Genomic DNA, 26,770 nt, shown 5'->3' with positions numbered 1-26,770 from the left:
ATCTTTTCAATGACCGGTGTTATACCCGATGTTACTGTGCAACAGGTGTAATCTCGTCAGCATAGAACATCTCGTCACTGCGCGGCGCGAAGTTCACTTTATCATTTGTTCCGTATACACCTTCCATTTGGTACAGATATACGGCTGGACGCTCTTCAGAGAAAATCTGTTGTACTTGCTGATACTCTTTCTCACGAGACGCAGGGTCCATGTTCACCAATGCAGATTGAAGCAGTTTCTCTACTTCAGGATTGTTGTAATCCGACTCACCTTTCGCTTCTTCCAACATATAACGATTGTAGTTATTCGAAGCATCGAACAAGGAGTTACCAATACCAATCATGAAGATTTCTTTGAATGATTTGGAGCTGTAACGTTCACTGAATGCACTTGCTTCCAGGACATCCAGGTTGATTTTGAATCCGGCTTGTTCCAGCATCGCTGCGACAACTTCAGCCTGTTCTTTGTACTGTGCGGAAACGGAGATGGTCATCTCAGCTTCACCTTCCGCATAGCCAGCTTCTTGCAGGAGTTGTTTGGCTTTTTCCTGGTCATAGAGTGACGTTTTGTACAATGAAGGATCAGCACCGAAGTTGCCTGGTGTTACGGATGTGCGGGTTACGATACCTGCTCCGCCGGCAATGCTATCCACAATGCCTTGTTTGTCGATAGCCAGGTCAATGGCTTCACGTACTTTTGGATCAGCTGTGATACTGCCTTCTGTCTGACGGAAGATCAACTGAAGCACACGTTGGATTGGCGCTTTGACAATCTTCTTATCTGCTTCGCCTTCGATCCGTGCAATGTCAGTGGATGGAATGGAAGACGCAACATCTACACCACCAGCAAGCAATTCGGATACACGAGTGGACGCTTCAGGAATAACGCGGAATACCACTTCATTCCATTTTGGTTCACCGTCGAAGTAGTTCTCGTTTTTCACAAGTTCCACACGATCATCTTTGGTCCATTTACTGAACTTGTAAGGGCCTGTGCCTACCGGTTGTTTCAGGAAAGCATCGAATCCTTTATCTGCAATATATTTTGCTGGCAGAATGCCTGCTCCCATTTTGGACAGACGATTCAGGAGCAACGGATCTGGACCATCCGTGATGATGTCTACGGTATAGTCATCCACCACTTTAACTTCTACGATATTTTTGAAATAACTGTTTTGTTTCAGTGTCTCGTCCTTGGCTACGCGCTCCAGCGTGTATTTTACATCTGCTGAAGTGAATGGATCGCCATTGTGGAAGGTAACACCTTCACGCAGCTTAAATCTCCACGTTGTATCATCAACCTGATCCCATGATGTCGCAAGTCCCGCAACTTTTTTCTGTTCACTGTCATTTTTGATCAGATAATCAAAAACGTTGACCAGAACCGCCTCACTGGAAGTGTTGTTGTTATTGTGCGGATCGAAACTCTCAATATCGGTTGCCGCAGCAACGGTCAGTGTTGTACTTGCGCTTCCACTGCCCGTTCCTTCTGTTGCGGAACCATCATTTGTGCTTGTCGATTTTCCTCCGCAAGCGCTGAGTACCATTACGACTGCCAGTAACGTGATCCACAAGCCTGTCCATTGTCTTTTTTTCATTGTGATTGCTCCCCCTCAGAAGATGTATTCCGTGCCAAAAATTCAAGTGCTACTGCAGACAACATGCCAACACCATAAGGCATCGCTGTCTCATCAAGATCAAACATGGGATGGTGGAGTGGATAGCGAGTACGTTCCTCATCATTCCCAGATCCTAGTCTGAAAAACACACCCGGAACCTGTTCACAATAAAAAGCGAAATCCTCGCCCCCTGTGGAGGGTTTGATATAAGTCCATCCCTTCTCCGCATTAACCTGATCACAAGTCTCTGTTAGCAGGTCAACCATGCCGAGATCATTCACAACAACAGGGTAACCATCGCCGTAAATTACCTCGCATCCTGCGCCGAAAGAATCGCAGACCCCTTTAACAACTTGCTCGATCAAAGCTGGCATCCGCTCACGAATGGCAGGTGAGAGTGTACGAACCGTACCGATCATCTCCACTTCGGGGGCGATGGCTGTTCCCATATAACCTCCCGTGATTTTGCCAATCGTGACTACTGCCGGTTCAAGTGGATCAACCATCCGACTGACGATATTTTGCAATGCGGTGATGACCTGAGCGGATACCGCGATCGCATCAATACCCTCATGCGGACGAGCTGCATGCCCACCCTTGCCAAACACCTTGATAATCAAGGGATCAGCTGACGCAAACGCAACGCCTTGACTTACACCCAAGGTTCCCGTGTTCTGTCCAGGTGTCATGTGTAATCCTGCGATGGCATCAACCTTCGGATTCTCCAGAACACCGTCCTCGATCATGGCTCTTGCACCTGCAAGTCCCTCTTCGGCTGGCTGGAAAATAAATTTGATGTTGCCTGATTTCGGTCTTCCAAGACCAGTAAGCAGTTGGGCGGCTCCCATCAGGATGGAGGTGTGAGCGTCATGTCCACACAGATGCGCTTTGCCTTCCACTTGCGAGCGGTATTCCACCGCTTTCTGATCCTGGATTGGCAGAGCATCCATGTCTGCGCGCAAGGCAAAGGTTGGTCCATCGGTCTCTCCGCGAAGCAGGCCTGTAACCCCGGTTTTTCCGACATTGCGTGTAACTTCGAGTCCCAGGCTTTCCAGATGCTCGGCTACGATAGCGGATGTGCGATGTTCCTCATAACCGATCTCCGGATGCTGATGTAAATCTCTGCGCCAAGCGCTTAACTGGGCTTGCAGTGGCTGAGCCAGCTGTATTAGTTCTGAACGATTCATTTGCTGTCATTCCCTTCATTTTCTTCCGATTCAGAAACCAAACGGGCATAGATCGCGTCAGCCGAGAATTCGATATGCCTTTTCATCGTCTCCTTGGACTTGATGCTATCATGGGCTTTCAATGCTTCAAGAATCTCCATATGTACACCGTGGTTGACGGAACGTATCCGGTCATCATAAGGCATCAAGTCGAGCGCCGGATTAATTTTGGTCCGGATCTGTCTGACGGCTCTCTCACAGTATGGATTCCCCGAAGCCTTGGCGATGGTCAGATGAAATTTCACATCCAGCGCCCTGAACCATTCCCTTGTGCAGTCTGGCTCTATACTTTGTTCCATGTAATTCTCAAGCAGCTCCAGTTCGCCTGCGGTGATCCGCTCAGCAGCGAGAAAAGCTCCCTCTGGCTCGATGATGGTTCGAAATTCAAACACCTTCAGCATCTGTGACCAATCCCGTTTAATTTCTTCTCTCGTGCGCTTATGCGAATTGGCTGTCAGAGGCAGTACAAATGTTCCGCCTTTGGCACCCACCCTTTTCTCAATCAAGCCTTTCTCTTCCAGTGAAGAGAGTGCCTCACGAACGGTAATGCGGCTTACGTTAAAAATCTCTGCCAGATCTCGCTCGGCTGGAAGCTGTTCTTCACTCATTAATTCTTTCAGAATAATGGCTTCTTCCAGTTGTTCCCTAATGAATTCACTAACCTTTTTGGTAGATACTTTCTCAAAACGAAATGAAAACGTACTGGACATCTAAACACTCCGATCTGTATATGGTCTAGACCTTATACCATTAATATAATTCCGACTAAACTTATATGCAATACTTTTTTTCAAGTAAATTCATATTTTTTTCTCACCACCACCAAATTGAAGCATTTTGGCACAAAAAAGACGCATCTACACGCAGCAGATGCATCTTCGCTTTCGTTATTTGACGACACACATGGGCACTACGATTACAGACTATAACTTTTTATTAGCATAGGGTCTGAAATCCTCTGTAACCGCAAGTTTTTTGCTTCCCTCCAGGTAAAAGCTGTCATCCGCTCTCCAGGTATGACTTTTTTTGTTCTGTCTGCGGTGATAGACATAATTGTAAGGAGAGGTCGCGTACGCTTTGAATCCTCTTTTCCTGCATTGTCTCAGGAAGGTCACATCTTCCCCTATTGAACGGTCCGTGAAGCGGACTTTTTTCAAGATCTCTCTTTTGAATAAAATAGTGCCCCCTTGAACAAATTCAACCGGTTTATTTTTTTCAGCTGGAGATCTGACCAACAGTGTCTTGGACGCACCCAAGTAGACCAGGCACGAATGTTTGCCAACAATATCACTTTTGGTCCGTCTCAGTTCTCTCACCTGTTCTGTTAAATAATACGGCGAGTAGTAGTCATCATCATCAAATTTGGCAATCAACGAAAAACGAGCCCTCGTCATGCCGGCGTTCAGGCTTTGTCCTAGGGAAATGCTCTCAGGAACTTGATATACATGAACATTCGCATATTTTCGAACCCGGTTTTGGTATAATGCCAGATTCATACTGTCATGATTCAGGACAATGATCAATTCTTTGCTTTTATAAAGCTGCCGACTGTAATTTTGCAGGATGTTATCAAAAAATTGCGGCCGATTGGTACATACAACAATGGAAACACCATGACCCGTTTTGTGTTTAGTCAAGACATACCCTCTTTTCAGCTCATTTTTCTCTCATCATATGTGCCGAAATAGAGTCTGGTATGGACCAATAGCTAGTAACCAAAACACCAAAAACCCTCTGTCCCCAAATAACAGGACAAAGGGTTCTGTAATCTAATTGTTTTATGTCTGTTCTATGCTTCGCTACCGTTATTCAAGTATACAGCCTTGCCTGTGCGAGCAGATTCATAGAGAGCTTCCAGGATCTGAGATACAACCAGCGCTTGTTTCGGTGTAACGACTGGCTCCTGGTCCTTCTCAATCGCTTCAATCCACTTTCTCATCTCAACATCCGGTGCGCTCTCACTCTTACCATCGTAGAAAGCTACCCCGCCTGCACTCAGTTCAATCTCATTGGTGTATAGACGGCTGAATTTCTCACCATTGATGCGCAGCCCGTTCTTCATATCCGCACCCGCTTCGCTACCGCTCAAGCTACATTTTGCCTCATCCACATCCAGTGAGTTCAGTGCCCAACTGGATTCCAGCATGATCGTTGCTCCATTTTCCATCACAATCATACCAAAGGCTGAGTCTTCTACGGAAAATTGTTTTGGGTCCCACGGGCCCCAGGCATTGGCCGCATTTTCACGTTGTGAAAGCTCATGATAGGTCGTACCAAGCACAACTTTTGGTTGATAGTTATCCATCATCCAGAGCGTCAGATCAAGTGCGTGCGTACCAATATCAATCAGCGGACCGCCACCTTGCTTCTCTTCATCCAGGAAAACACCCCATGTTGGTACTGCTCTACGTCTAATTGCATGTGCTTTGGCAAAATAAATATTACCCAGGTCACCTGCTTCGCACACCTTCTTCAAATACTGACTGTCTTCTCTGAAACGGTTGTTGTATCCGATGGTCAGTTTCTTGCCGGTACGTTCTGCCGCTTCGAGCATGAGTTGTGCTTCAGCAGATGTCTTCGCCATCGGCTTTTCACACATGACATGTTTCCCCGCCTCCAGAGCAGCAATAGAAATCTCGGCATGAGAAATATTCGGCGTAAGCACATGCACAATATCCAAAGACTCATCCTTAAGCAATTCCTGATAATCCGTGTAGACTTCAGCATCAGTAGAGCCATATTTCTGTTTGGCATCATCTGCACGTTCCTGAACGATATCGCAGAAAGCCACCAGTTCAACATTATCCAGTTTACTCAGACTCGGCAGATGTTTGCCATTCGCGATTCCACCACAGCCAATAATTCCGATACGATATACTTTACTCATATATATTCACCCTCACTTAAGTATTGGTTGTTTCATTTTGCGAAAAGCCGACGGGGTCATCCCCAGACGTTTGCGAAATACAGCATGCAAATAGTTGGCATTATTGAAGCCTGAAGCAAGAGCGATCTGTTCAATGGATACGTTACTTTCCTCCAGATTGCGGCACACGGCGCGCAGACGAATATCCTCCAGTACACGGCTGAACGGCATCTCCGGCTGTACCTGGTAGAAGATTCGCTGCAATTGTCTGCTGCTAATATGAAGTTTCTCAGCTACATGCTCCAGCGTGACCACTGTAGGGTGATTCGCCTCCATATACTGCACTGCATACTCATAGCGATACACCGACATATCCCGCACAGGGGCTTCCGGTCGATTCCCCCCGGTGTCGTATGCTCGCACGGTTTTGAGTAATATGCTGATAACCAGTTGCTTGATCGACGTATAATAACCTAACAATTTCTGATCACATGCCTCGTAGGCTTCCAAAAAACAATGCATTGCCCGATGATAATCATTCACTGGAGTAAGCGGAAGCGTTCTCAGCTTTTCCATCGTTTCCTCAGATTCTGCTGCTTCCCAGGGATCAACATGCTCTCTTGGCTTGTGAACGATATCCACATGAAGACATAATTCATCCATGTCCTCTTTGGCATCAGCCTCCTGATAATGAAGTACACCCGGTCCAGTCAAATAAAGCATACCTTCCGAGAGTGCATGTGTCTGATCATCGAGAATAACTTTACCTTTACCTCTTGGGATAAAATGAAACTCAAACTCTGCATGATTATGGAAATCCACAACTCGGCCCGCTGGAAAAGAAGTCAGATGAAATCGCATCACGCGAATCTCATAATGTCCCCAAACCATTGAAATATCCAGTCTCTCCAGGAGATCCTGCCGTTCAAGCATTTTCTCATAAGGATACAGGCTCAAGATTGCATACCTCCTTAATAAAACCTAACCCTTCAACTCATTCAGAGTGATTCTGCGCCCTTCTTTGGCAGAGAGATTCGCTGCTTCCATCAACCGGGTCAGCTCCATAGCAATCTGCACGTTTTCGGTTGCATCCGTATCATTCTGTATATGTGCAACCCATTGATTGAATGCGCTTTCTCTTTGGTCTGCCAAAGGAAGCTCAGTCCACTCTTGATACTGTCCCTCTGCTGCTTTCGTGCGAATCAATAACTTTTCTTCGGGTGTTCCGTACAGAAGCGTACCTTCCGTACCATGAACCTCAATCGTAAATGGAGAATGGCTGTTCACAAAACCAGCTTCAACAACGCCGACTGCTCCAGAATCCGTAAACAAGGTTGCGACTGCATTATCTTCCACTTCTTTGCCTGTAATATATCCGAAGTTCGCGTTAACCGCTGTTACTTCCTGACCCAGAAACAATTTGGCGAGATACATGGGATGGCAGCCCAGATCAATCAGCGCACCGCCCTGACAATCCTTCAGATCATAGAAGTGTTCAGGCAACCAGTTCGATATTGCTCCATCATGCGATAAACGCGCTCTTACATAAGTCACTTTACCAAGCAATCCCTGGTTAAGTACATCCTGAATCGTTAACGTATACCCTGCATTCAGACGTGGTAAGGAAACTGTCATCTTGACGTTGTTTGTCTTTACCTCATTAAGGATTCTGTTAGATTCCGCCTGTGTTGATGCAATAACCTTCTCCGTGAAGATGTGTTTACCTGCTTTTGCAGCAGCGGTGATCACCTCTTCATGGATGCGGGTTGGCGCATCTACAATAACGGCATCGATGTCATCCTTGGCGAGCATATCTTCGAGTGAAGCATAGAATGGTACGTTTAAACGTTCAGCCGCTTCCTGCCCCCGCTTGGCATCGTCATCCCAAACAGCTGCGATAACTGTATCCTCATGTTCCTGTGCCTGCTTGATGTAATCCCATGCGTGAACATGCCACAAGCTAATTTTCCCAATTCGAATGGTCAATGTGTCTTACCTCCATACTATATAATATTCTGACATTTATCTATAAGTTATCACAGACTTAATCTATTTTTAATAGAAACTCACGACAATAAATGTATAAAATCACGACATATATTTTTATTAGATATTTATACATCGGAATCGTGTACATAAGCAGACCGCTTGATAAATCTCGTTATTACACAGAACGCATACTCGACTGATCATTAGGGTCTAGTCCGCAGAAGATATTCTTTCAATTCCAATAAGATGTTTATTTATTGTTGGATTTACGTCCAAATTGAAGAGAATAAAGTACTGCCATTACAACGACTATTAAAGCCAGCACCAGCAATATGTTACTGTACACAAAAGCAACCTTATCATGAACAAACGGATTCAAGTGAACAGTAGTTGCTCCACCGTCAAGTAGCTTACCAATCGCAGTCGTGGATACTGCTGCTGCAATAAAGTTAAACATCGATAACAATCCCATACCGATTCCTACCTCATCTTTAGGCAAAGTTCGTGAGATGGTGTTTGACATAGCAATTTGTATATAAGATTGACCCATTACACCTAAGGTAAGGAATATTTGAATATACGTAGGCGACATCCCCACCACTGACGATAGAATAATGAAACCTCCAGCAAGAAGTGTTGATGCGATATACAGTAGAAATGGATTCCCTTTCTCATCCGCTAATTTTCCACCCTTACGTCCAAGAATGGCGGTAATAAGAGCTGAAGGTAACATAATGAGCCCGATTGATGCAGGTGACAGACCATTAACATCCGACAACATGAGCGGTGTCAGGAATGGAATGCCGAATCCAACAGCGACTAATACAAATGCAATAGCCATCCCTTTAGAATATTGTTTATTTCTAAAGATCGCTGGATTCACAAAGGGGACAGAGGCATAGCGAATTCGAATGATAAACAAAACTAGGATAACTAGTCCAGTTACTAACAACCACATATTGGATTGTGTAAGTGCGAGTAAGAATGTAGCAACCGTTCCTGCCAATAAAATTCCGCCGATATAATCAATCTTTTCGTTTGTCACCGGCTCATCATCCAAATACTTTCTATACAAAGGTAATGTGATAAGAGAAAGCAGAGGTATGACAAAGAGAAATTTCCAATTTAAAGCACTTGAGACAAATCCGGCGATAATTGGACCAAGTGCTGCTCCAAGAGCCGTACCTATTGCAGAGGTTCCCAAAGCGCGCCCACGCTTCTCAGGTGAAAAAAAACGAACAGGAATTATCATAGCCAACGCAGGTATCACAGCCGCACCAGCGGCTTGCAAGATACGTGCAACGATGATCATCCAATATTGTGTAGCAGCTACTCCCACAAGAGATCCAACCGTCAGAAGTAACAGACCAAACGTAATTAAACTTTTAATACTAAATTTATCTGTCAGTTTCCCATAGGTAACTGTACCTATCGCATACACAATCAAATAGCCTGAAACAATCCAAGTTACTTGTGATGCAGTGAGTTGGAATTCTTTGCTAATTACTGGCAAGACCACATTAAACATGGTTCCGTTCATGACTGAAATGATAAGTGTGAAGACTAGCACACGCAGTAAAAGTGGGCCTGTTTCATTTGTTGTAGCAGCTTTGGTGTTCATATCATTTTCCTCGATTCTTTGTATGCATTGAATGAATAGTCAAATGACAGTCAGTACTTACTGTCATTTTGTTGAAAAAAAACTAGGGAGTTAACGCCCTAGAAAATATCCATACAGTCTCTTTAATTATATCTTCCAATGAGAGGGTTGGAAAATTAGATTGTTCATCTAGATGATTTATAAACGTACCATAATTCAGTGCCATGAAAGAAAAAGCTTGTAATTCAGGATTCGTTTCTATCAACTTTCCTTTGTCATACATGGCATTAAAATAATTAGTTAATACCTCCATTAGTTGACGAGGATGTTTTATTGTTCGTTCTCTGAACCCAGGTAAATTATCTTCTTCTTTTAAGCTAATCATAATCATTTTTCGATTACGATTCATAATTTCATGATATGTTCTACAGATCAATAACAAGTCCGTTTGTAGATCCCATACTAACCTTTCATTAAATATCTTTGCCATTTCTTCTGAGTAGTGATAATGGTCAAAAGCTGTTTCTAATAAGTTTTGTTTCGTCCCAAATTGTCGAAATAATGTTTTCTCACTTAAACCAGCAGTAGTGGCAATTTCTTGAGTTGTTACAGAGCTATAACCTTTTTTTGAAATTAAATCGATAGCAGCCGTCATTAATTTCTCCTTGCTGCTTAATTTTGTATTGTTAGACAACTTGATTCCTCTTTTCAAAGAATGTCAGTGATCACTGTCGTTTATGTTATAGTATCTAAAGACAAAAAAATTGTCAAACAAAAATAGACCATATTATAATTAGTCCATACAAGGAGAGAAATTCGGTTGAACTCTAAAGAAATAAAGATACGAGGAAATTAAATTTGCCTCAATAGACAGACTAATTGTGCTAGAAAATAGTAGAGGAAACGGAATCAAAATTTAAAGATGAAACTGCAATATTTTTTTATTCTATTTTTTGATTTGATATCCCCAATTAGAAGAAAACATCCAAAAACCTCCTGTCCACTCTACCGTGAACAGGAGGTTTCTATAGTTATGATGTTCAATAATCAACTCAACGTAACGCATACCCTTGTGTAACGATTTTGTACCCGGATACCATCTGGCTGTGTCCCTCCAACGTGCCCTTAACCCGTTCCAGCACATCGCTCTCATAGACGGAAGCACATTCGAATCCAGTTTGCACGTTCAACTCAACCGATTCAGAGTTCAAATTATACCAGCGAGCAATCAAATCTCCGGTTTCCTCTGCGATCTTCAATGTGGAGAATGCCAGTGTCGAACCTTGCGAATTCCACGCTAACCATTGCTTCGTCAAAGGTAGTTCCACCTTGTACCCATCGGCACCGGCATGACTTTCTCGCTCAAATGTATACGCAAGTGCCCCTTGCTGTACAGTCGTCCACGGAATCGGATACACGTATGCGGATGCACATGCACCTGACTGTGCAGCATCGCCCGCAAATGGAATAATCGCATATTCCACACTCTGAGATCCCAGACATTGAGCTTCCGGTGTTTCAAACACACCCCAATCTCCCAGTTCCGAAGAGGCACGCAGCAGCGTAACTGCAATCGTACTGCCCTCTTCATGCTGTAAAATCTCGTATTCATTCAGCCCTTTGTTTGCAATCATCAAGCCATGATCACCATCGGTCACATGTACAAACGCTTGCTGATGCTGCGCATTACTTGGATTCACCCATTCTTTGGCCGGTGTATTGGAACGTTTGGCAACTTCAAAGATGGAATCTGCATAATGATCCTCTGTCACCAGTCCGGATGGAAAGAGTGCACGCAGTCGATGATCCTTGGCCTGATTGTTAAATTCAGTCTTTACCTTGACCATATTACTGCCTGCTTCCAACGTATACGTTGTCGTAATCACAAGCGGAACGGTGTTCGGGGCTCGCTGCGCCTTCCGTTCTGTAAAAGGAACCATCTGGCGCTTCTCCAGCTCGAACAGTTCGTCTGCTCCAGAAGGAATATCCCAGCGTAATACACTTTCCATAACTGCCCGATACGGAGACTGCTCCACAATCCGCAGGTCCGCCTTCAGATGCTCCGTGGTCAGCGTTGTCTCTCCCTCGGGTTGACGGTAGACATATTCATTGCCGATATCACCGGTATTCTCATATGAATTCAATCCCTTGTATACAGTACCTGAGACCTTATCTTCAATCGTTGCCGTACCATTCTCTTCAACCGTCACCCGCAAATGACCGTTCTCCATCATCATTCCCTGCACCTCGATGACGTCGCTCGTATCGGGCACTTCAGCAATCTCAGCAATTTCTGCTTGTTTCTCTACTGGAATGAGAGCATATGTCTTATATCCCAGCGAAGGTATATCCACCGCTTGGAAAGTCACTCTTACTTTACGAGCCATATAAGGCTGTCGGAAGCGATCCTTCGGAAGTTCATAGCCAAAATGTGCACCCAGATCCTTGATTTCTGCCGCATACGTGCGTCCATCCGAATCGACCAGCTGGTACGCTGGTAACGCATCCTCTTCCAACTTTTGCGCAAGTGCCTGAGGGTTAGGACCCTCTGGGAAAAATGCTTTGTCCACAATCAGATCCATCTCAATGATCCCATTTCGATTCCATCCACTCGTGTTAAACACAGTGAACGGCACCGCTTCCTCTCCCCAGGTCTCAGTAGATTGCACATGAATGGACTCAGCAATCGCCTGCGCACTCTGGGAAACCAATTTCTCTGTAAGCTGTCTGCTCTTGGCGAATCGGGTCACCATCTCACGGTGAACCTCATCGACACTGCACCCGCAGATGCTATCATGTGGGTGGTTCTGCATCAGCATCTTCCATGCATGTGTCAACAGATGATGCGGATAATCTTTTACCCCAGCTATATGGGCCATGGCAGCGAGGGGTTCGGCTACTTTTTCAAGCACCGTCTGCCCCTGCTGATTCAACTGTTTCAGATAAACCCTTGCGGATGCCGTATTCACCAGTGTTCCCCAACCATCCGTGTGCTGACTGCGAAGCTCGCCTTCGATGGTCGCCAGATGCTCAGGCACATCCTTCGTAACCGCCTCAATGTAATCGTCAAAATTGGAGTGGATAAATTCCACGTCAGGATACAACGCAGCTGCCGTACGTAAAGCCTCTGGCAGATCCGTCTGGATCGGCTGGTGATCACAACCATTCATGAACAACAGATGTGGGGTCGAGGCGAATTTCTCGGCATCCGCCAGATTTTTATCCCAATACGTCCGGGCTTTCTCCGGGTCAACCGGAACTTCCATCCCGTTGCAGTACCAATTCGCGAACAAAATGCCGAGCACTTCCGAACCATCCGGCGAACGCCAGATCATCTCGGAATAGGGAGATTCGTAACTGTCTGCATCAACCACCGCATTATTGAATCCCGTAGGCTTTACCCCACGCCCAAAGATCGCGTTATGAATATCCGCCTGTTGCAGAATCTGCGGTGCCTGTCCCATATTTCCGAACGAGTCCGGGAAGTATCCCGTCTTGGATATCACACCCAAAGGTCGAGCATCACGATGCCCGATGAGCAGATTACGCAAGTTGGCCTCACTGCTGGTCAGAAACTCATCCTGCAACACATACCATGGACCAAAATGGATGCGTCCTTCACGAATATAACGGTCGAGCCTCTCCTGTTGTTCGGGCCGAACCTGCAAATAATCTTCACGAATAATCGTCTGCCCATCCAGATGGAAATAACGATATTCCGGGTCCTGATCAAGCGTGTCCAGCAGTTTATCCATCAGCTCAATGAGCAGTACATGATGGTGTTCATAAGGCATATACCATTCGCGATCCCAATGGGTATGCGAGATAAGATGTGCCGTCTTTTTGGTTGTCATGTTGCGTACCTCCTGTCGTTAACCTTTGGTTGCCCCGCCCATGCTGAAGCCCTTTGACATGTACCGCTGGGAGAAGATATATAACACAACCGAAGGCATTGTATAAAGTAGTGAGAATGCAGCCAATCTGCCGTATTCAACCATACCGTGACTGCCAAAGAATTGATAAATCGTGACTGATGCCGGAAGTTTCTCCGGTGTCTGGAGCAGGATGTATGGCACGAAGAAGTTGCCCCAACTTCCCGAAAAGGTAAATATCGCTATCGTTGCAATACCAGGCAACATCAATGGCGCCACGATTCGTCTCAACCCGTTCCACACGGATGCACCGTCAATCCATGCCGATTCTTCCAGATCGATTGGCACTGAATCCATGAAGTTTTTCATCATCCAGATACCGTAAGGAAGTGAAGATGCGGTCAGGAACAACATCGTGGCAATGATGCTATTTTGCATTTTGAAGAACAGAAACATTTGAAATACCGGAACCATCACGGCAGTAATCGGAAGAGCTGTCATGAACAGAATCGATAACAGGAAGCTTTTTTTGAATCTCATTTCATAACGGGATAAAGGATAAGCAGCAAGAACCGATACTAGAACAACCAATATCGCTTGCCCTCCCGACAGAATCAGGCCTACACCGAATGAACGAAGATTGCTCGAATCCCCGAGCACATCCTTGAAATTTTGAATGGTCCAGGTACTGGGCATTTTGATGCCCTGTTGCGCGTTCGGGTCAAATGAAGCCAGAATGATCCAGAGCAGCGGTAATAAAAAACAGAGCCCTAGAAAGACTAGAATCCCGTACTGGATTTTGCGTTGAAGCCCATGTTTGACCATAGGGATCGAACCTCCTTCATGGTTACACTTTCACTTTCATGGATCGCATGTAGAACAGGCTGGCGATAATACCGATGAACAACAGAACCAGAGATATGGCTGTGCCGTATCCAAATTGATAGTTCACAAAGGCCTGGTTGTACATGAAGATCGGCAAGGTTTGTGTTGAAGTACCCGGGCCACCACCGGTCATCGTATAGATCAGCGTGAACACACCAAGTGTCTGTAGAGTAACCAACATCATGTTGGTCACGATGGACCCTTTTACCATTGGAATCGTAATGTGTCTGACAATCTGGAACCCGGTGGCACTGTCAATAATCGCAGCTTCTTCAACTTCCTTAGGGATATCATCCAGTGCCGACTGATAGACCATCATGGAAAAGGCTGTGCCGTGCCAGATATTCGCGATAATGACACTCACCATAGGGAAACTGAACAACCAGGAGACTGGATTCGCTCCAAACCAGCCGAGGATCTGATTCAATGAACCATTGTCACTGAAAAAGGCCACCATACAGAAGGCCACGACAATCTCGGGTGTCACCCAACCGGCAATGACGATGATCCCGATGACCCGGCGGAACGTCACATTTTTCTCTTTCATTAGAAGAGCCAGTATGAACCCAAGCAACACCTGACCAATCACTGCGGAGAAGATGAGAAAGACCAGCGTGCGCCAGACACTAATCCGGAAGTCCGGATCATGGAACATATTAATGAAATTCTGGAATCCAACAAACTCCAAACTCTTGGCTGCCGCCCCGGTAAGAGCCATATTCGTAAAGGCAAAACAGATCGTCAGAATGATGGGAACAATGAAAAACACAAGTAATAACAGTACGGAAGGCATGAGAAACAGAAATGAACCTGGTGCTTTCCTTTTCATAAGTCACTCTCCATTCGAACCGGAAAAAGGGGAGATTGTGCCTCCCCCTCCGAATATATCGATATCCTTATTTCTCTTCGATGCTTTCAGCGCCTAGGGAACGGGATACGTTGTCCTTCAATTGTGTAACTCCCTCTTCCGGCGTCAGCTTGCCAGAGGCAATACTCTCAACAATGCTTTGCAATTGTGCGGATACCGCTGCATATTGATCGTTCGCTGGACGGAAGTGGGCCACATTCAAGAGTTCCTGTGCTTCTTTGGTATATGGACGCTCCGTATAACCTTCAACTTCTGTGGAATCGTTACGTGGGCTGAGGCTGCCTTCCGCTACTACGCGAGCAGTCGCATTTTCCTTATTCATCAGGAACTCGATAAATTTCCAAGCTGCTTCCTTATTCTTCGCCTGTGCAGGAACAGACCAAGCCCATCCTCCAGACATTGTAGTTGCTCCAGGTTCTTGCCCATTTTGTGTCGGGAATGGTGCAAAACCTATTTTCTCTTCAACGTTGGCGATTGGAGCAGCACCGTTCTCGGCCCATGTCGAACCTGCCCAGCTACCATCTACAGCCATCGCCAGTTTGTCTTGCGGGAACTGTTGCTGGAATGCAATACTGCCAGCTTGTCCATTGAGGGCAACCTGCATGGTTGGACCTGTTTTATCCGTGTTAAACACTTGATCTATGAATTTGAAGGAATCCAGCAGCCCCGGGCTGTTCACGACCCATTTCTTGCTCGTGTCGTTATACAGCGTATCCGCCGTACCATAGAGCAGCATTTCCAGTGTTTGCATGGTGACACCTTCCCCGTTTGCTTTGCCCACGATCATATTAAGTGGCGTCACACCCGGCAGCTTTTGCTTGATGGTACGTGCTGCTTCGAGTACTTCTGCCCAGCTTGCAGGTTTGAACGGAACTTCAAGTCCCGCCTGTTGAAACAGTTCCTTGTTGTACCAGATTCCGCGTGTATCCGAAGTAGCCGGAACGCCGTACACTTTGCCGTCTTCTCCGGTAACCCCTGCCTTCAGGTTGTCGATGATGTGATCTTCCCAATCAGACCATCCCTGAACCTGTGTATCCAGCGGCTCCAGATATCCCGCAGCAGCATCGGATTTGATGATGGATGTATCTTCGGCAATAACATCAGGTGCCGTATCCGGGGATTTCATCTGCAAAACCATTTTGGACGTATAATCACCCTCACTTGCCAAGACAGGCGCAATGTTGATTTTGATATCCGGATTTTCTTTCTCAAATTGATCCACCAAGCCTGATTGGAAGAATTTCGTAAGTGTATCTTCAGATCCTGAAGAACGGAATGATACGGTTACTTCCTTCTTGCCATCACTGGTTGTGCCTGTACTTGAACTTCCACCCGAACAGGCTGTAGTAAGAATGAGCAAGGATGTCATAACTGCTGCTACCGGCATTTTCAATGATATTTTTCTCATGATTCGCTCTCCTCTTGTCGAAATTCAATGAACTCCGAACGTTATGATGTACTCGCAGGTTATCTCTTGCTTTCCTATCCTATTTCTGTACGCGGAATCCGCAATAATCCATCATCAGTTCACTAAAGAGCATGTTGGACCATGAAAACCATGGACGTGTATATTCATGTGGATTGTTGGCCGAAAAACCTTCATGGGTCAGTCCGGTATCCGCATCCGTCTTATGGATGAGCTGAAGCAATCGTAGCTTTTCATTGCGATCCTCCGTAGTCAGCCCCTGCATCGATAAAGCGATATGCCAGATGTACCCTTCCGGTGTATGCGGACTACCAATTCCCGCTGCTGCTGTTCCCTCATAAAAATACGGGTTGTGCGAGGATAGAATGAAACGGCGTGTATTCTGATACACCTCGTCGTTCTCCTCCACATATCCGAGATAAGGTAAAGACAGCAGGCTCGGCACATTGGCATCATCCATCAGATTGTAATTGCCTTTCCCATCCGTTTCGTATGCATATATGGTTCCATATTCCGGATGTTCAACGGTGCCATAATCCTGAATACCTTTGTTGATCTGTTCCTCCAACTGCTGAGCAGTCGCTGCCAGCGTTTCATCTTCGAACACCGCTTCAGCAATTTCCTTTAGATATCGAAGCGCCACCACGGCGAACATATTGGATGGAATCAGATATCCATATTCACAGCGATCGTCGCTGGGACGGAATCCCGACCAAGTCATGCCTGTGTATACCGTTTCAGTACCTCGTCCCTCTCGGGTGAGCGTATCGGTTTCAGGAGCATCCAGACGTTGGAACGTGTAGGGTGATTTCGTCTCATGATGCTGTTCCACTTGCCATAACTGCATGATGATCTGGGCTGCTTTACGGAACGTATCATTGAATTGAGTTGTTCTTCCCGTGTTCTTCCACAAGAGATAACTGAGCTGAATCGGATAAGCCAGTGAGTCGATCTCATACTTCCGTTCCCAGATCCAATCATTCATCTGCGTCAGGTCTTCCTGATGTCCTTTTCCACTCTCCGTCTCATTAAAAGCGTTTGCATAAGGGTCCAGGAGAATATAATTCAGTTGACGTTCAACCAGTCCAGCGATCATGTCGGCAATATCTTCATCCTCTGAAGCGAGAACCAAATATGGTCTGACCTGAGCAGCAGAATCACGTAACCACATGGCAGGAATATCTCCCGTAATCACAAAAGTTGTGCCATCTTCTTTGCGCTGAATTGTGGTCGCCATTGTATTGGTAAAACAATTTTTGAACATTTGGTTAAGTTCCGGATATTCCGGCATACGTTTGTTAACCCGATCAATCATGTCGTATATCGAGGGGGAAATTTCTTGATCATCTCTGGGTGTCAGCATGTTGTCCTCCTTATGTAATCCAGTTTGTTAACCGCTTTCATTATCCTAAAACGAATATAATGTTATGTCAATATATTTATTTGTATATTAGCATGTTATTTTAATTCAACGGCATCAAATAACATACCATTTAAAGCAATTCTCCCCATTTTATCCACACCAAAAAGAGGCCTCGTTTACACGAAGCCCCTGATTGAACACAATGAATATTAAGTTGCTATAATTAACCCTTTTGTTTCACCATACTCGTTGACTTACCCTTCACCAATTGGGCAGGCAAAACAACTCTGTTCACTGTCATTTCGTTATTTTGCATACTTTGAAGCACCATCTCGAATGCCTGTTTTCCCATATCAAACTGGCTTTGTCTCATATGGGTTACTCGGCTTCCTTCGGCAGCGTTTGGACTGTCAAAGCAAATGATGGACATATCTTCCGGGATTCTCAGACCAAGCCGATCCGCTGCCTGTTCTGCAAGTAAAGCAATATGATACTCCGCAGCAAAGAGTGCAGTAATCTGAGGGTATTTCTGTAAATGTTCCACCAGTGTCTCCACATCACGGACCTCGACTTGAGGATCAAACACACTTGGCAGTGTCGAAAGAAAAGATTCTAACCACAGTTCCCTGTTCACCAGAACTCCTTGATCATGATGAGCCTCAATGATTCCTTCAATTCGTTCTTCAATCGGTGTGGTGTTCGCCGGAGGCTGCGTCAGAAAAGCGATATGTCGGTGACCGAGATCGAACAGATAATTCATCCCTTCTCGCGCCGCGCCTACATTATCCGTACTGACAGATGAAGCCGGAATGCCTTTCAGGTACCGGTCAATCAGAACAAACGGGAATTTATTAACGACCAGTTTAAGAATCTCATCGCTGAAATATTCACCCTGTGCCGGGAAAATAATCAATCCATCCACACCCAGTTCCAGCAGTTCCTGAATGCTCTGTTCCTCCTGTTCGGGAATCCCGAAGGAGCGTCTAAGTACGAGAAAACAATCATGCTCTCGCGAAGCTTCTTCCATCCCATATAACAGTTCTGTACCATACATGTCGCTGAAATTAGTAATGACCAGACCAATGAGCAGCTTCTTCTCTGGATCTTTGATCGCAGCACGCGGAGCAGGTCTGTTAGATCTTTCCTGTAACACATCTGCTGTGTCGGCTACAAAAGAACCCCGTCCCGGCTGACGAACAATTAATTGTTCACTCGCCAGCATCTCGAGCGCTTTTTTAGTTGTAATCCGGCTAACTCCGAATTCATCACATAATTCCTTCTCCGAAGGAACACGCTCACCCACTTGATATTGATGAAGCTGTATCCGTTCGCGCAAGGATTCAAAGATCTGTTCATACATCGGCTTGGATGCCGAGTCTTTCCCCAATACAAGCACCTCCATAAATACCCATACTTCTCATGTTCTACATCCTAATATATCATGTTATATCATTAATGTGAAGAAAGGAGACAACTCACCTGCTGTCATATGAGAGCAAAAGAAAAAGCATCCCAATGGTTGCTTCATTAAGCTTAGGTGTCAGATGTGAATCGAGATACAACAAAAAGCCGACAAGCCCTGATACGTCGGCTTATCGGCTTCTTGCTTAGATGGTCAAAACGTGGTTATCCTCCATGTCACACTTTGCATAATTAAGGTTGCAGACTCTCAGCGGACGGTGGACCTACTTCTGTTTCAGTCTCTTCAGGGCTCGAATCTGGTTCTGGAGCGGATTGTTCTTGTGCTGCGCTGACGAACAATCGTCCAGCTGCTTCCGCCTCTACTTTGTTGCCTGCTGCATCCTGAGCACGAATCACAATGACTCCACCATCCAGAACAAGGGATGAAGGTGTTGTGTACGTACCCGTGTAACGACCAGGTTCAGTCTCCAGCAATGGAATCTCTCCTGCGCCTTGGGCATTCAGATTCAAAGGTAACTGAATACGGAAAGATGCTTGCAGACCAGGTTTACTGTCAAATGAAACGGTAACACTCTCCCCTGATGTGATTCGAACATCCTCAGCCGGAGTAATATTCGTAAGTTCTGGCAACGCCGTTTCCACATAGACGGTGCGGGTTACGGTTGTTTTGTTACCAGCGATATCGGTTGCTGTAATGGTAATTGTGTTCTCGCCTTCATTGACCAATACACGGTGACTGAAGCTTCTGTCTTTACCCACTTGTACGGTTTGTCCGTTAACGGTTACCTTATCGAGGAATTGTTCCACGACATTACCCGTTACGTGAACCACTTCTGCATTGATGCGATCCCCTTGAGCTGGCGTGAGAATCGTTAACTCTGGTTTGGTCTGATCCAGAATAATGACTATGGGGAGTGAACGGTCCGTTGTTTTACCGTCTACCACTGCCTCCGCAGTAATCGCATTAATGCCAGAACGGAGCTTCACACCGTATGAGAACTTCCCATTTGCCACTGTTGTGGTGCCAGCCAGATCCTTGCCGTTGTAGATCTTGATCTGAGCTCCAGATGCCGGAGACGTTCCCGACACAGTAAAGGTCGATTGATTCGTATACGTGTTTGCAGGTACTGTGAGCACAGGTGCATTTACCGGATATCTCACGACTGCACGAATCATGTAATTGCCTTCTTCTACCGGTGAAGTACTCCATGCTCCGCTTACACGCTGCCAGCTTCGACCAGCATTCGTACCATTCTCATCGGTAGCGAGTCCCGGAGCACTTGTTCCGGCTACGCTTTGTACATACACGATATAGAAGTCACCCGTTACAATGACCGGTTCTGGGAATTCAACGGTTGTCCATTGATCGTTACGAAGTGCAGTACCGTCGAATGGTCCAGCCAGCTGTCGTCCTGGAGCTCCACCCGCACCCGATGCATCATATACGGCATATTGGAACGTTGTACCTCCAGGCACAGGCCACTCTGTGTTCCAGAATCGGAACGATGCACCTGTCAGTTGAGCGGTCTCCAGCTCTGGTGTCATTCGAACTGCCCAAGCGTTATCCGCAGCGTTAAAAGCTCGTGCGTTCTCTGCTGATCCATCATCATAAGCAATTTCCCCTGGGAAACCGATGAATGGTTTCAAGGCAACATTTGCCTCTGCTGTCCCATTACCAGGTACAGTTACAGTTACGGTTTTACTGTAATAATCCGCAGCCCGGATGGACAGGGTATAACTTCCTTCCAATACCTGAATATTGAAGCTGCCATCTGAACCTGTGCGAACTTCACCTATATTGGCATCTTCCACCACGAGGACGGAAGCATCAGCCAATGGTTGGCCTGTCCGCTCATCGGTTACTACACCTTCAATCTGCCCATGAGGGATTTCCTCCAGATTAAAGTTGGCTTTGGCACCATTGCCATCCGTGATCGTTACCTGCTGAGTTTGAGGATAATATCCATATGCTTCAGCTTTTAACGTGTAATCACCTGCTACGTGTGTGAAATTATACTTGCCTGTAGCTGGATCTGTCTTCACCGAACGTCCGGTTTCCAGTACGGTAACCGTTGCACTTGCAGGCAGGCTTTGTGGATTAACCGAACCTGTTTCTGGTTTTTCAACTTCCGGTTGTTGCTGTTTCGTTTTGTTAAATTCCGCTTTGTCTGTCCGCGAAATTTTGTACCATGGATTATCATAGGACGGTTTTGGTTTGTCATTGTTAAGCACAACCGCACTGTCCTCCGTTACCGTCTCCGCAGCAACTCCCAGTACACGGAAATCATCAATGAACCAGCCTGTCTTCACAACACTGTTGTCTGAGGTCAGGCGGAACCGGAATTGAACTTCATTACCGGTAAGTGCATCCAGATCATAAAATACGGGTGTCCATTGTTTACCGTTTGTAGTATGAGAGAATTTGCCCAGTTCTGACCATGTGGTCCCACCATCCTTGGTGACTTCCACATATCCGTAGTCGTATCCACTCTCAATCTCGTACCAATGATTAAACGTAAGTGTTCCTTCGGATACATCCGTCAAATCAATGACCGGAGATACGAGTGAATAGTTGGAACCACTCTCGTACGTATTGTCGAGATCGGTCGCCCAGACATTCGGTGGAGAAACCGCGCTGGCAGGACCCGTTACCGGAATACCGCGTTCCCACTCATCTTTGGTTCCTGAATGAGTCCAGCCATTATCATCACTGCCATCGAAATGATCGATGTAGATATCCTGAGGCACCTCTACTGTAATGGAGACCTCATTCGATTTGTCGCTTTCATTGCCACTATAATCAAGTGCGGAAACGGTATAATAATACGTCGAATCTGTCACCGTAGCCGTATCTGTAAACGTTGTTCCTGTTGCAGTTCCAATGGATTCATAACCTGAACCTGCGGTTGTGGAGCGATATACGATATAGGATTCGAGATCCTCATCACTCGGACCCGTCCAGCTCAAGGCTACATTACCAAGAATATCGGCCGTCGCAGACAATCCGGCAGGTGCGCCCGGAGCAATCTCATCCAGCTCTTCTACAGCGAAATCATCAATGTACCAGCCAGCTTTTTGCAATGAATTATCGCTCGTCAGATTGAACTTGATGAACACCTGCTGTCCCGCGTATTCGCGAAGATCCACATATTGTGTCTTCCAATTGCCACCTGTACCCGTGAAGGTTAACAGCTCTTCGAACACATAATCGCTATCCTCGGAAGCGATGTATACCTTGCCGAAGTCGATGTTATTCTCCAAGTCATACCAGTGCTTGAAGGATAACAATGCCCCTTCCGGACTCTCGGTGAGATCAATTGGCGGCGCAAGCAAATATGCATTGCTATTCGCCACATAAGTTCCTTGCAGATTGGTTGCAATCACCTTGTCACCGGAGTATGCACTTCCAGGACCACTGGTTGGTGCTCCCCATACCCAAGTACTTCCGGTTCCGCCAGTCGTGAAGCCCAGCTGATCTTCTTCAAAATCCTGAAGGTACCCTGGCTGAACACCATTGGACACAGCCACTTTATATACCTGACTTTCGAATCCGTTGTTGCCGTAATCATTTACGCGGATATAATACTCTACACCTTGTGGCTCAATGAGAAAAGCAGGGATTGTCGCTGTATATGTCCCATCTTTGTTATCCCCAGCAATCCGGTTCATCGGTAGATAAACGTACTGGTTGGTACCTGTCGTTTTGGCAAAAGCCTCGACGGAGACTACTGCGACGTTATCTGTCACATGAGCGGTTAATGGTATATCAATGCCTGTAAAGGCTGAATTAACAGGGGTATGTGCCAGTACTGGCTCTTCCAGATCATCTCCGGCTGTAACCACTCTGCCGGATACTGTGCCGATCCCTTCGAGTACAGAACCCACAGCATCAAGGGCATTAATAATGCCGTGACCGTAGCCGTTATTAGGAGAGGTCGGATACTGACTATCCGTTCTCGGCGTGGCTGTATCTGTAATGATCTGCTCCAGCTGATCCACCGTAAGGGAATGATTGGCCTGAAGCAGCAGTGCAGCAAGTGCAGTTGTATGCGGGCCTGCCATGGATGTTCCGTTCCAGCCTCCCTCATATACTCCGCCCGGAACTGATGAACGGATATTCACCCCAGGGGCAGATACTTCCGGTTTGATCTCATCATACGGGGATGGGCCCAGCAGGGAGAAGGAACCCAGATTACCATTGATATCTGTGGCTCCCGTTGCGAAGCTTTCGGGATAATTGGCCGGGTTCGCAACGGAGCCGGGACCACCCGGATTCGTCAGTGTTACATTTCCCGCAGAGAATTCGGGAAAAATCTGCGCATCACGCCAGGCTTGAACCATAGGTCGGAACCATTCATCAAGTCCCGGGCCGCCGCCCCATGAGTTGTTGACGACATCCGGTGCAAGTTCAGGATGCAGATTGCCTTCCGCATCAACCGGAGCGATCAACCACTGTCCGCCATCCAGAATGATGGCATCTGTTGTCTCCGGATTGAATATCCGCACACCAATCCACTTCGCACCGGGAGCAACCCCGATCTGGTTGGTGCCATCTGCTTCAGAGCCAACCATCGTACCCATCGTGTGCGTACCATGCCCGTCTCCGTCCGCAGGGAGGGAAGCATTACTGTGCGGATCATACCAGCTCAGTTCGGGATCAACGATATTGCCTGAAGCATCCAGTCCCCGCCATTTGCTGCGAAGCGCCGGATGGGTATAATCTACACCACTGTCCAGATTGGCAACAACAATCCCTGTTCCATCGATGCCCCGATCCCACACGGCTGGCGCATTGATGTAATCCAGGTTCCATTCCACGTTTTCTGTCGCAAGCTTGTCTTTTGCAGCAGGCTCTTTGTCTTTGACTCCGACTGAAGAGTCTTTAGCTGGCGTTTGGACAGCATCTTTGCCTGATACCGCATTCGCCGGTTCTTTACTCACTTCGGCTTTCTGTAAGTATCGTGTCTCATTCGGTAGAATCTTCTCCACCTCAGGCAGCAGCGCAATCTGTTCCATGACTTCTTTGGTACTCGTTACTGCCAGTGAATTGACAATAAAATAGCTTTTATATTCTTTGACCTTGCCCAGGTCAACTTCCTTTTCCAGATAAGTTTCCAATGGATATTGTGTACGTGAGGCCGTTTCCCGCAGAGAGCTGACGACCGAATTCCGGACGGACAGCTTCGTTGCTGAAGCCGTTTGTTTGGCGATAGTCGCCTTTTCCAGGGCCTGTTTGGAGACTGCTGCTGTATCCACCTGTTCCTTCATTTTCACCAGATAGGTAACATATTCACTACCATCAAATTCTTTGGTCAACTTGGCGTTTACTTTGGACTCCGTAACTTTGGCAAGTCCAGATTTCATATCCAATTTGGATGATGTGGAGTTTTCAGCTGAAACCGGATGAATGATCGAAAATGCAAGGAGAAGCGAGAGCCCCATGGAGATGGGCTTGCGTAACCGATTAATCTTTATCAAACTTTTCCACTCCTTTTACCCGGTTTTTTGATTTAGTCTGGTACATATGCCCTTCTCTGCAGAATAAAACGGTAAAATAACCTTTATTGCGGACGAAATAGATACCCTGGATTTCACATAAAGCCTCACCTCCTTTACAGGTCTGGTTAGGAATCAATATGAGTCAGAAGAGATAACAGATCAGTCTATGTTTATTACTTGGAAGTTTAGGAGATTGAAAGAATCGGATTAAACCATGTGAGTGAATGTCTATAAGCATTCATGTGGAAGGGTAATCTGGAGCGTTAGCAGAACGCTTGCTAAGGAGTGGTGGATATGACTTTCGATCGTGATTCGAGTGAGTAGTCAAATATTTTAATTACATATAATAGTCGATTAGGAATTTAATTGGATTTTATTGGTATAGTATAAAATCATTATTCGATATATACAAGCACTTTATTGAAAAATATAGAAAATAAGTCTATTTAATGCTTTTATGTGTCTAATGTCGCTTACGTATTTCAGCTTATTTTTCGTATTTCTGCATGTTTTTGATGAATAATAGCTTTTCAAAGTTCTATATAACCAAGACTTTATGCTCAAAATTTCAAATCAAGAAAAAGAACGACATGAGAACTCCCATGTCGTTCATATCAAAATTTATATCTCATCATGTAATGTTCACGCCGCCACTTGCATAACCAACAACGGTATTCACAAGAGAAAGTCCAGTTGCCGTGGCGGAGAATACAAGCAGAAGACGTGTCTGTGCAGTCACCGGTATAGCCAATCCGGTTGTTATACCATTGGAGATACTACCCAATGCAATAATACCGGTGAGTGGAGGTGCCAGTGTAACGACCGCCCCCGGAACCGCAGTAAATGCATTATCAGGAGTAGGTGAACTGAATAATTGCGCAGTGATGGTCACCGTGGAACCAACCAGGGCCAAGGCTGCTGTGGTACTGAAATAGGCAGCAATGGAAGTTATAACGCCATCCCGTGGAACAGAGAACGCAAAGTTAATGAGTGGTCCAACAATCGTTCCCGTTAAATCAATGGTGCCACCCAGAATGCTGACTCCGGTTGCCGAGCTGCCGAAACCGATAAGGCTTGTCGTTCCGACCAGTCCACCAAGAACCGTTGTTAATATGGCAGGTCCGCCAGAAGCAAACGGTATAATGGCGCCCGAACCCGTAGCTCCTGTAACACCAGTGCTTCCAGTAACTCCCGCAATCCCTGTTGCGCCGGTAGCCCCGGTTACCCCTGCAATTCCGGCTGCACCCGTTGCCCCGGTGACTCCCGCTAGTCCAGCTGCACCCGTATTCCCTGTGACTCCGGTGACTCCTGCTACGCCAGGATCACCTGTTGCTCCTGTAACGCCCGCTGCCCCAACAGCTCCTGTACTCCCCGTTGCACCTGTGGCTCCTGTTGCGCCACCTGCTGGGCCTGCCGCACCCGTTGCGCCAGTAGCACCTGCTGGTCCCTGGGTACCAGCAGCTCCCGGTGTACCCGCTGGACCTACACCACCCTGAGAACCTGCTGGGCCAGCCGGGCCTTGTGGACCAGGTACGCCCTGAGGACCCGCTGGCCCTGCAGGTCCTACCGGACCTTGACTCCCTATGTTTCTAAGCCCTGTTGTGATAGCCAATTCGGTCGCCCGGATTAAAATGACCAGTTTATCTTTCTCGCACGAATCGATATTCCCCTGTAAAATGACAGATAGGAGCACATCCAGCAATTGCTGCAAATTGGTTCCCACACTGATCGGAGAAAATGGAACGGCCTCTACAGATACAATGGTAAGCTCCAAGACCGCTTCGAGGTCTGCCTTGGTTCCCTTTTTCAAATCCGAATGATGAACCAGAGCCAGTAATTTACGCAGTACCTCAATCAGAAGTGAAACATTGTGCGGAGTGGGATTGGCAAAAACCTGTACAATTGCGCCCTTCAACTCACCAATTAATTTGAGAAGCAATTCGGCTTCTTTGTCAAAACACTTATGATGATGGTTATTCTGGTGATTATGATGGTGCTCGTGATGGTGTTCTTGTTGCTGCTCTTGGGGATGGTCACAGTCCTCAGCTTTTTTTTTCTTAAATCCGCTCCAACCATATCTGATGCGTTTCTTTGGTTTCATCTTTTTTGCAGATCCTCCTTAGTGAGTCTCAATCA

General features: G+C 46.3%; 17 protein-coding genes. All 17 read right to left on the bottom strand.

Annotation, left to right across the window (positions count from 1 at the left end; translation table 11 throughout):
- Nucleotides 1-31: 31 nt before the first annotated feature.
- Nucleotides 32-1,597 (bottom strand): ABC transporter substrate-binding protein, encoded by a 1,566-nt coding sequence (locus ACE04G_RS15625; RefSeq protein ID WP_221819478.1) that lies wholly within the window; start codon nt 1,595-1,597, stop codon nt 32-34.
- Nucleotides 1,594-2,805, bottom strand: coding sequence for a M20 metallopeptidase family protein (locus ACE04G_RS15620; RefSeq protein ID WP_339184831.1), 1,212 nt, complete (start codon nt 2,803-2,805; stop codon nt 1,594-1,596). The genes ACE04G_RS15625 and ACE04G_RS15620 overlap by 4 nt, the downstream gene beginning before the upstream one ends.
- Nucleotides 2,802-3,554, bottom strand: a complete 753-nt coding sequence (locus tag ACE04G_RS15615; RefSeq protein WP_221819480.1) for a FadR/GntR family transcriptional regulator — start codon at nt 3,552-3,554, stop codon at nt 2,802-2,804. The genes ACE04G_RS15620 and ACE04G_RS15615 overlap by 4 nt, the downstream gene beginning before the upstream one ends.
- A gap of 213 nt (nt 3,555-3,767) precedes the next feature.
- Complete coding sequence (locus ACE04G_RS15610; RefSeq protein WP_221819481.1) at nt 3,768-4,481, bottom strand: glycosyltransferase family 2 protein; 714 nt, start codon at nt 4,479-4,481, stop codon at nt 3,768-3,770.
- A 152-nt stretch (nt 4,482-4,633) separates the two neighbouring features.
- The gene (locus tag ACE04G_RS15605) at nt 4,634-5,731 is read right to left on the bottom strand and encodes a Gfo/Idh/MocA family protein (protein WP_221819482.1); all 1,098 of its coding nucleotides are present in this window, start codon (nt 5,729-5,731) and stop codon (nt 4,634-4,636) included.
- 12 nt (nt 5,732-5,743) lie between these two features.
- A complete protein-coding gene (locus ACE04G_RS15600; protein WP_260632632.1) occupies nt 5,744-6,667 on the bottom strand; it encodes an AraC family transcriptional regulator in 924 nt (307 codons plus the stop codon).
- A gap of 24 nt (nt 6,668-6,691) precedes the next feature.
- Nucleotides 6,692-7,696 (bottom strand): Gfo/Idh/MocA family protein, encoded by a 1,005-nt coding sequence (locus tag ACE04G_RS15595; RefSeq protein ID WP_449004510.1) that lies wholly within the window; start codon nt 7,694-7,696, stop codon nt 6,692-6,694.
- Between the two features lie 253 nt (nt 7,697-7,949).
- Nucleotides 7,950-9,320, bottom strand: a complete 1,371-nt coding sequence (locus ACE04G_RS15590) for an MFS transporter (protein WP_221819484.1) — start codon at nt 9,318-9,320, stop codon at nt 7,950-7,952.
- A gap of 82 nt (nt 9,321-9,402) precedes the next feature.
- The gene (locus tag ACE04G_RS15585; protein ID WP_260632633.1) at nt 9,403-9,993 is read right to left on the bottom strand and encodes a TetR/AcrR family transcriptional regulator; all 591 of its coding nucleotides are present in this window, start codon (nt 9,991-9,993) and stop codon (nt 9,403-9,405) included.
- Between the two features lie 358 nt (nt 9,994-10,351).
- Nucleotides 10,352-13,153 carry an alpha-mannosidase gene (locus ACE04G_RS15580; protein ID WP_449004509.1) on the bottom strand — a complete coding sequence of 934 codons (2,802 nt, stop codon included), beginning with the start codon at nt 13,151-13,153 and terminating at the stop codon, nt 10,352-10,354.
- 18 nt (nt 13,154-13,171) lie between these two features.
- Complete coding sequence (locus ACE04G_RS15575) at nt 13,172-13,996, bottom strand: carbohydrate ABC transporter permease (RefSeq protein WP_076211825.1); 825 nt, start codon at nt 13,994-13,996, stop codon at nt 13,172-13,174.
- Nucleotides 13,997-14,018: 22 nt separating this feature from the next.
- Nucleotides 14,019-14,885 carry a carbohydrate ABC transporter permease gene (locus ACE04G_RS15570; RefSeq protein ID WP_036608294.1) on the bottom strand — a complete coding sequence of 289 codons (867 nt, stop codon included), beginning with the start codon at nt 14,883-14,885 and terminating at the stop codon, nt 14,019-14,021.
- Nucleotides 14,886-14,952: 67 nt separating this feature from the next.
- On the bottom strand, nt 14,953-16,332 hold the full coding sequence (locus ACE04G_RS15565; protein ID WP_449004508.1) for an extracellular solute-binding protein: 1,380 nt from the start codon (nt 16,330-16,332) through the stop codon (nt 14,953-14,955).
- 79 nt (nt 16,333-16,411) lie between these two features.
- Nucleotides 16,412-17,713 (bottom strand): glycoside hydrolase family 125 protein, encoded by a 1,302-nt coding sequence (locus ACE04G_RS15560; RefSeq protein ID WP_449004507.1) that lies wholly within the window; start codon nt 17,711-17,713, stop codon nt 16,412-16,414.
- A 223-nt stretch (nt 17,714-17,936) separates the two neighbouring features.
- Nucleotides 17,937-19,109, bottom strand: a complete 1,173-nt coding sequence (locus ACE04G_RS15555) for a GntR family transcriptional regulator (RefSeq protein ID WP_449004570.1) — start codon at nt 19,107-19,109, stop codon at nt 17,937-17,939.
- 257 nt (nt 19,110-19,366) lie between these two features.
- Nucleotides 19,367-24,613: a S8 family serine peptidase gene (locus ACE04G_RS15550; RefSeq protein WP_449004506.1), complete on the bottom strand. Its 5,247-nt coding sequence runs from the start codon at nt 24,611-24,613 to the stop codon at nt 19,367-19,369.
- A 652-nt stretch (nt 24,614-25,265) separates the two neighbouring features.
- Nucleotides 25,266-26,735 (bottom strand): exosporium glycoprotein BclB-related protein, encoded by a 1,470-nt coding sequence (locus ACE04G_RS15545; protein ID WP_449004505.1) that lies wholly within the window; start codon nt 26,733-26,735, stop codon nt 25,266-25,268.
- Nucleotides 26,736-26,770 lie beyond the last annotated feature (35 nt).

The sequence above is a fragment of the Paenibacillus sp. AGC31 genome, from assembly GCF_057334655.1.
Note: the sequence above shows the minus strand (reverse complement) of the source record. Positions and strands in the feature narration are given on the sequence as shown.

What these genes read in the sequence shown, in the direction of transcription:
- ACE04G_RS15625 (WP_221819478.1), bottom strand. Translation starts at nt 1,597, where the DNA reads ATGAAAAAAAGACAATGGACAGGCTTGTGGATCACGTTACTGGCAGTC.
- ACE04G_RS15620 (WP_339184831.1), bottom strand. Translation starts at nt 2,805, where the DNA reads ATGAATCGTTCAGAACTAATACAGCTGGCTCAGCCACTGCAAGCCCAG.
- ACE04G_RS15615 (WP_221819480.1), bottom strand. Translation starts at nt 3,554, where the DNA reads ATGTCCAGTACGTTTTCATTTCGTTTTGAGAAAGTATCTACCAAAAAG.
- ACE04G_RS15605 (WP_221819482.1), bottom strand. Translation starts at nt 5,731, where the DNA reads ATGAGTAAAGTATATCGTATCGGAATTATTGGCTGTGGTGGAATCGCG.
- ACE04G_RS15590 (WP_221819484.1), bottom strand. Translation starts at nt 9,320, where the DNA reads ATGAACACCAAAGCTGCTACAACAAATGAAACAGGCCCACTTTTACTG.
- ACE04G_RS15580 (WP_449004509.1), bottom strand. Translation starts at nt 13,153, where the DNA reads ATGACAACCAAAAAGACGGCACATCTTATCTCGCATACCCATTGGGAT.
- ACE04G_RS15575 (WP_076211825.1), bottom strand. Translation starts at nt 13,996, where the DNA reads ATGGTCAAACATGGGCTTCAACGCAAAATCCAGTACGGGATTCTAGTC.
- ACE04G_RS15570 (WP_036608294.1), bottom strand. Translation starts at nt 14,885, where the DNA reads ATGAAAAGGAAAGCACCAGGTTCATTTCTGTTTCTCATGCCTTCCGTA.
- ACE04G_RS15565 (WP_449004508.1), bottom strand. Translation starts at nt 16,332, where the DNA reads ATGAGAAAAATATCATTGAAAATGCCGGTAGCAGCAGTTATGACATCC.
- ACE04G_RS15560 (WP_449004507.1), bottom strand. Translation starts at nt 17,713, where the DNA reads ATGCTGACACCCAGAGATGATCAAGAAATTTCCCCCTCGATATACGAC.
- ACE04G_RS15545 (WP_449004505.1), bottom strand. Translation starts at nt 26,735, where the DNA reads ATGAAACCAAAGAAACGCATCAGATATGGTTGGAGCGGATTTAAGAAA.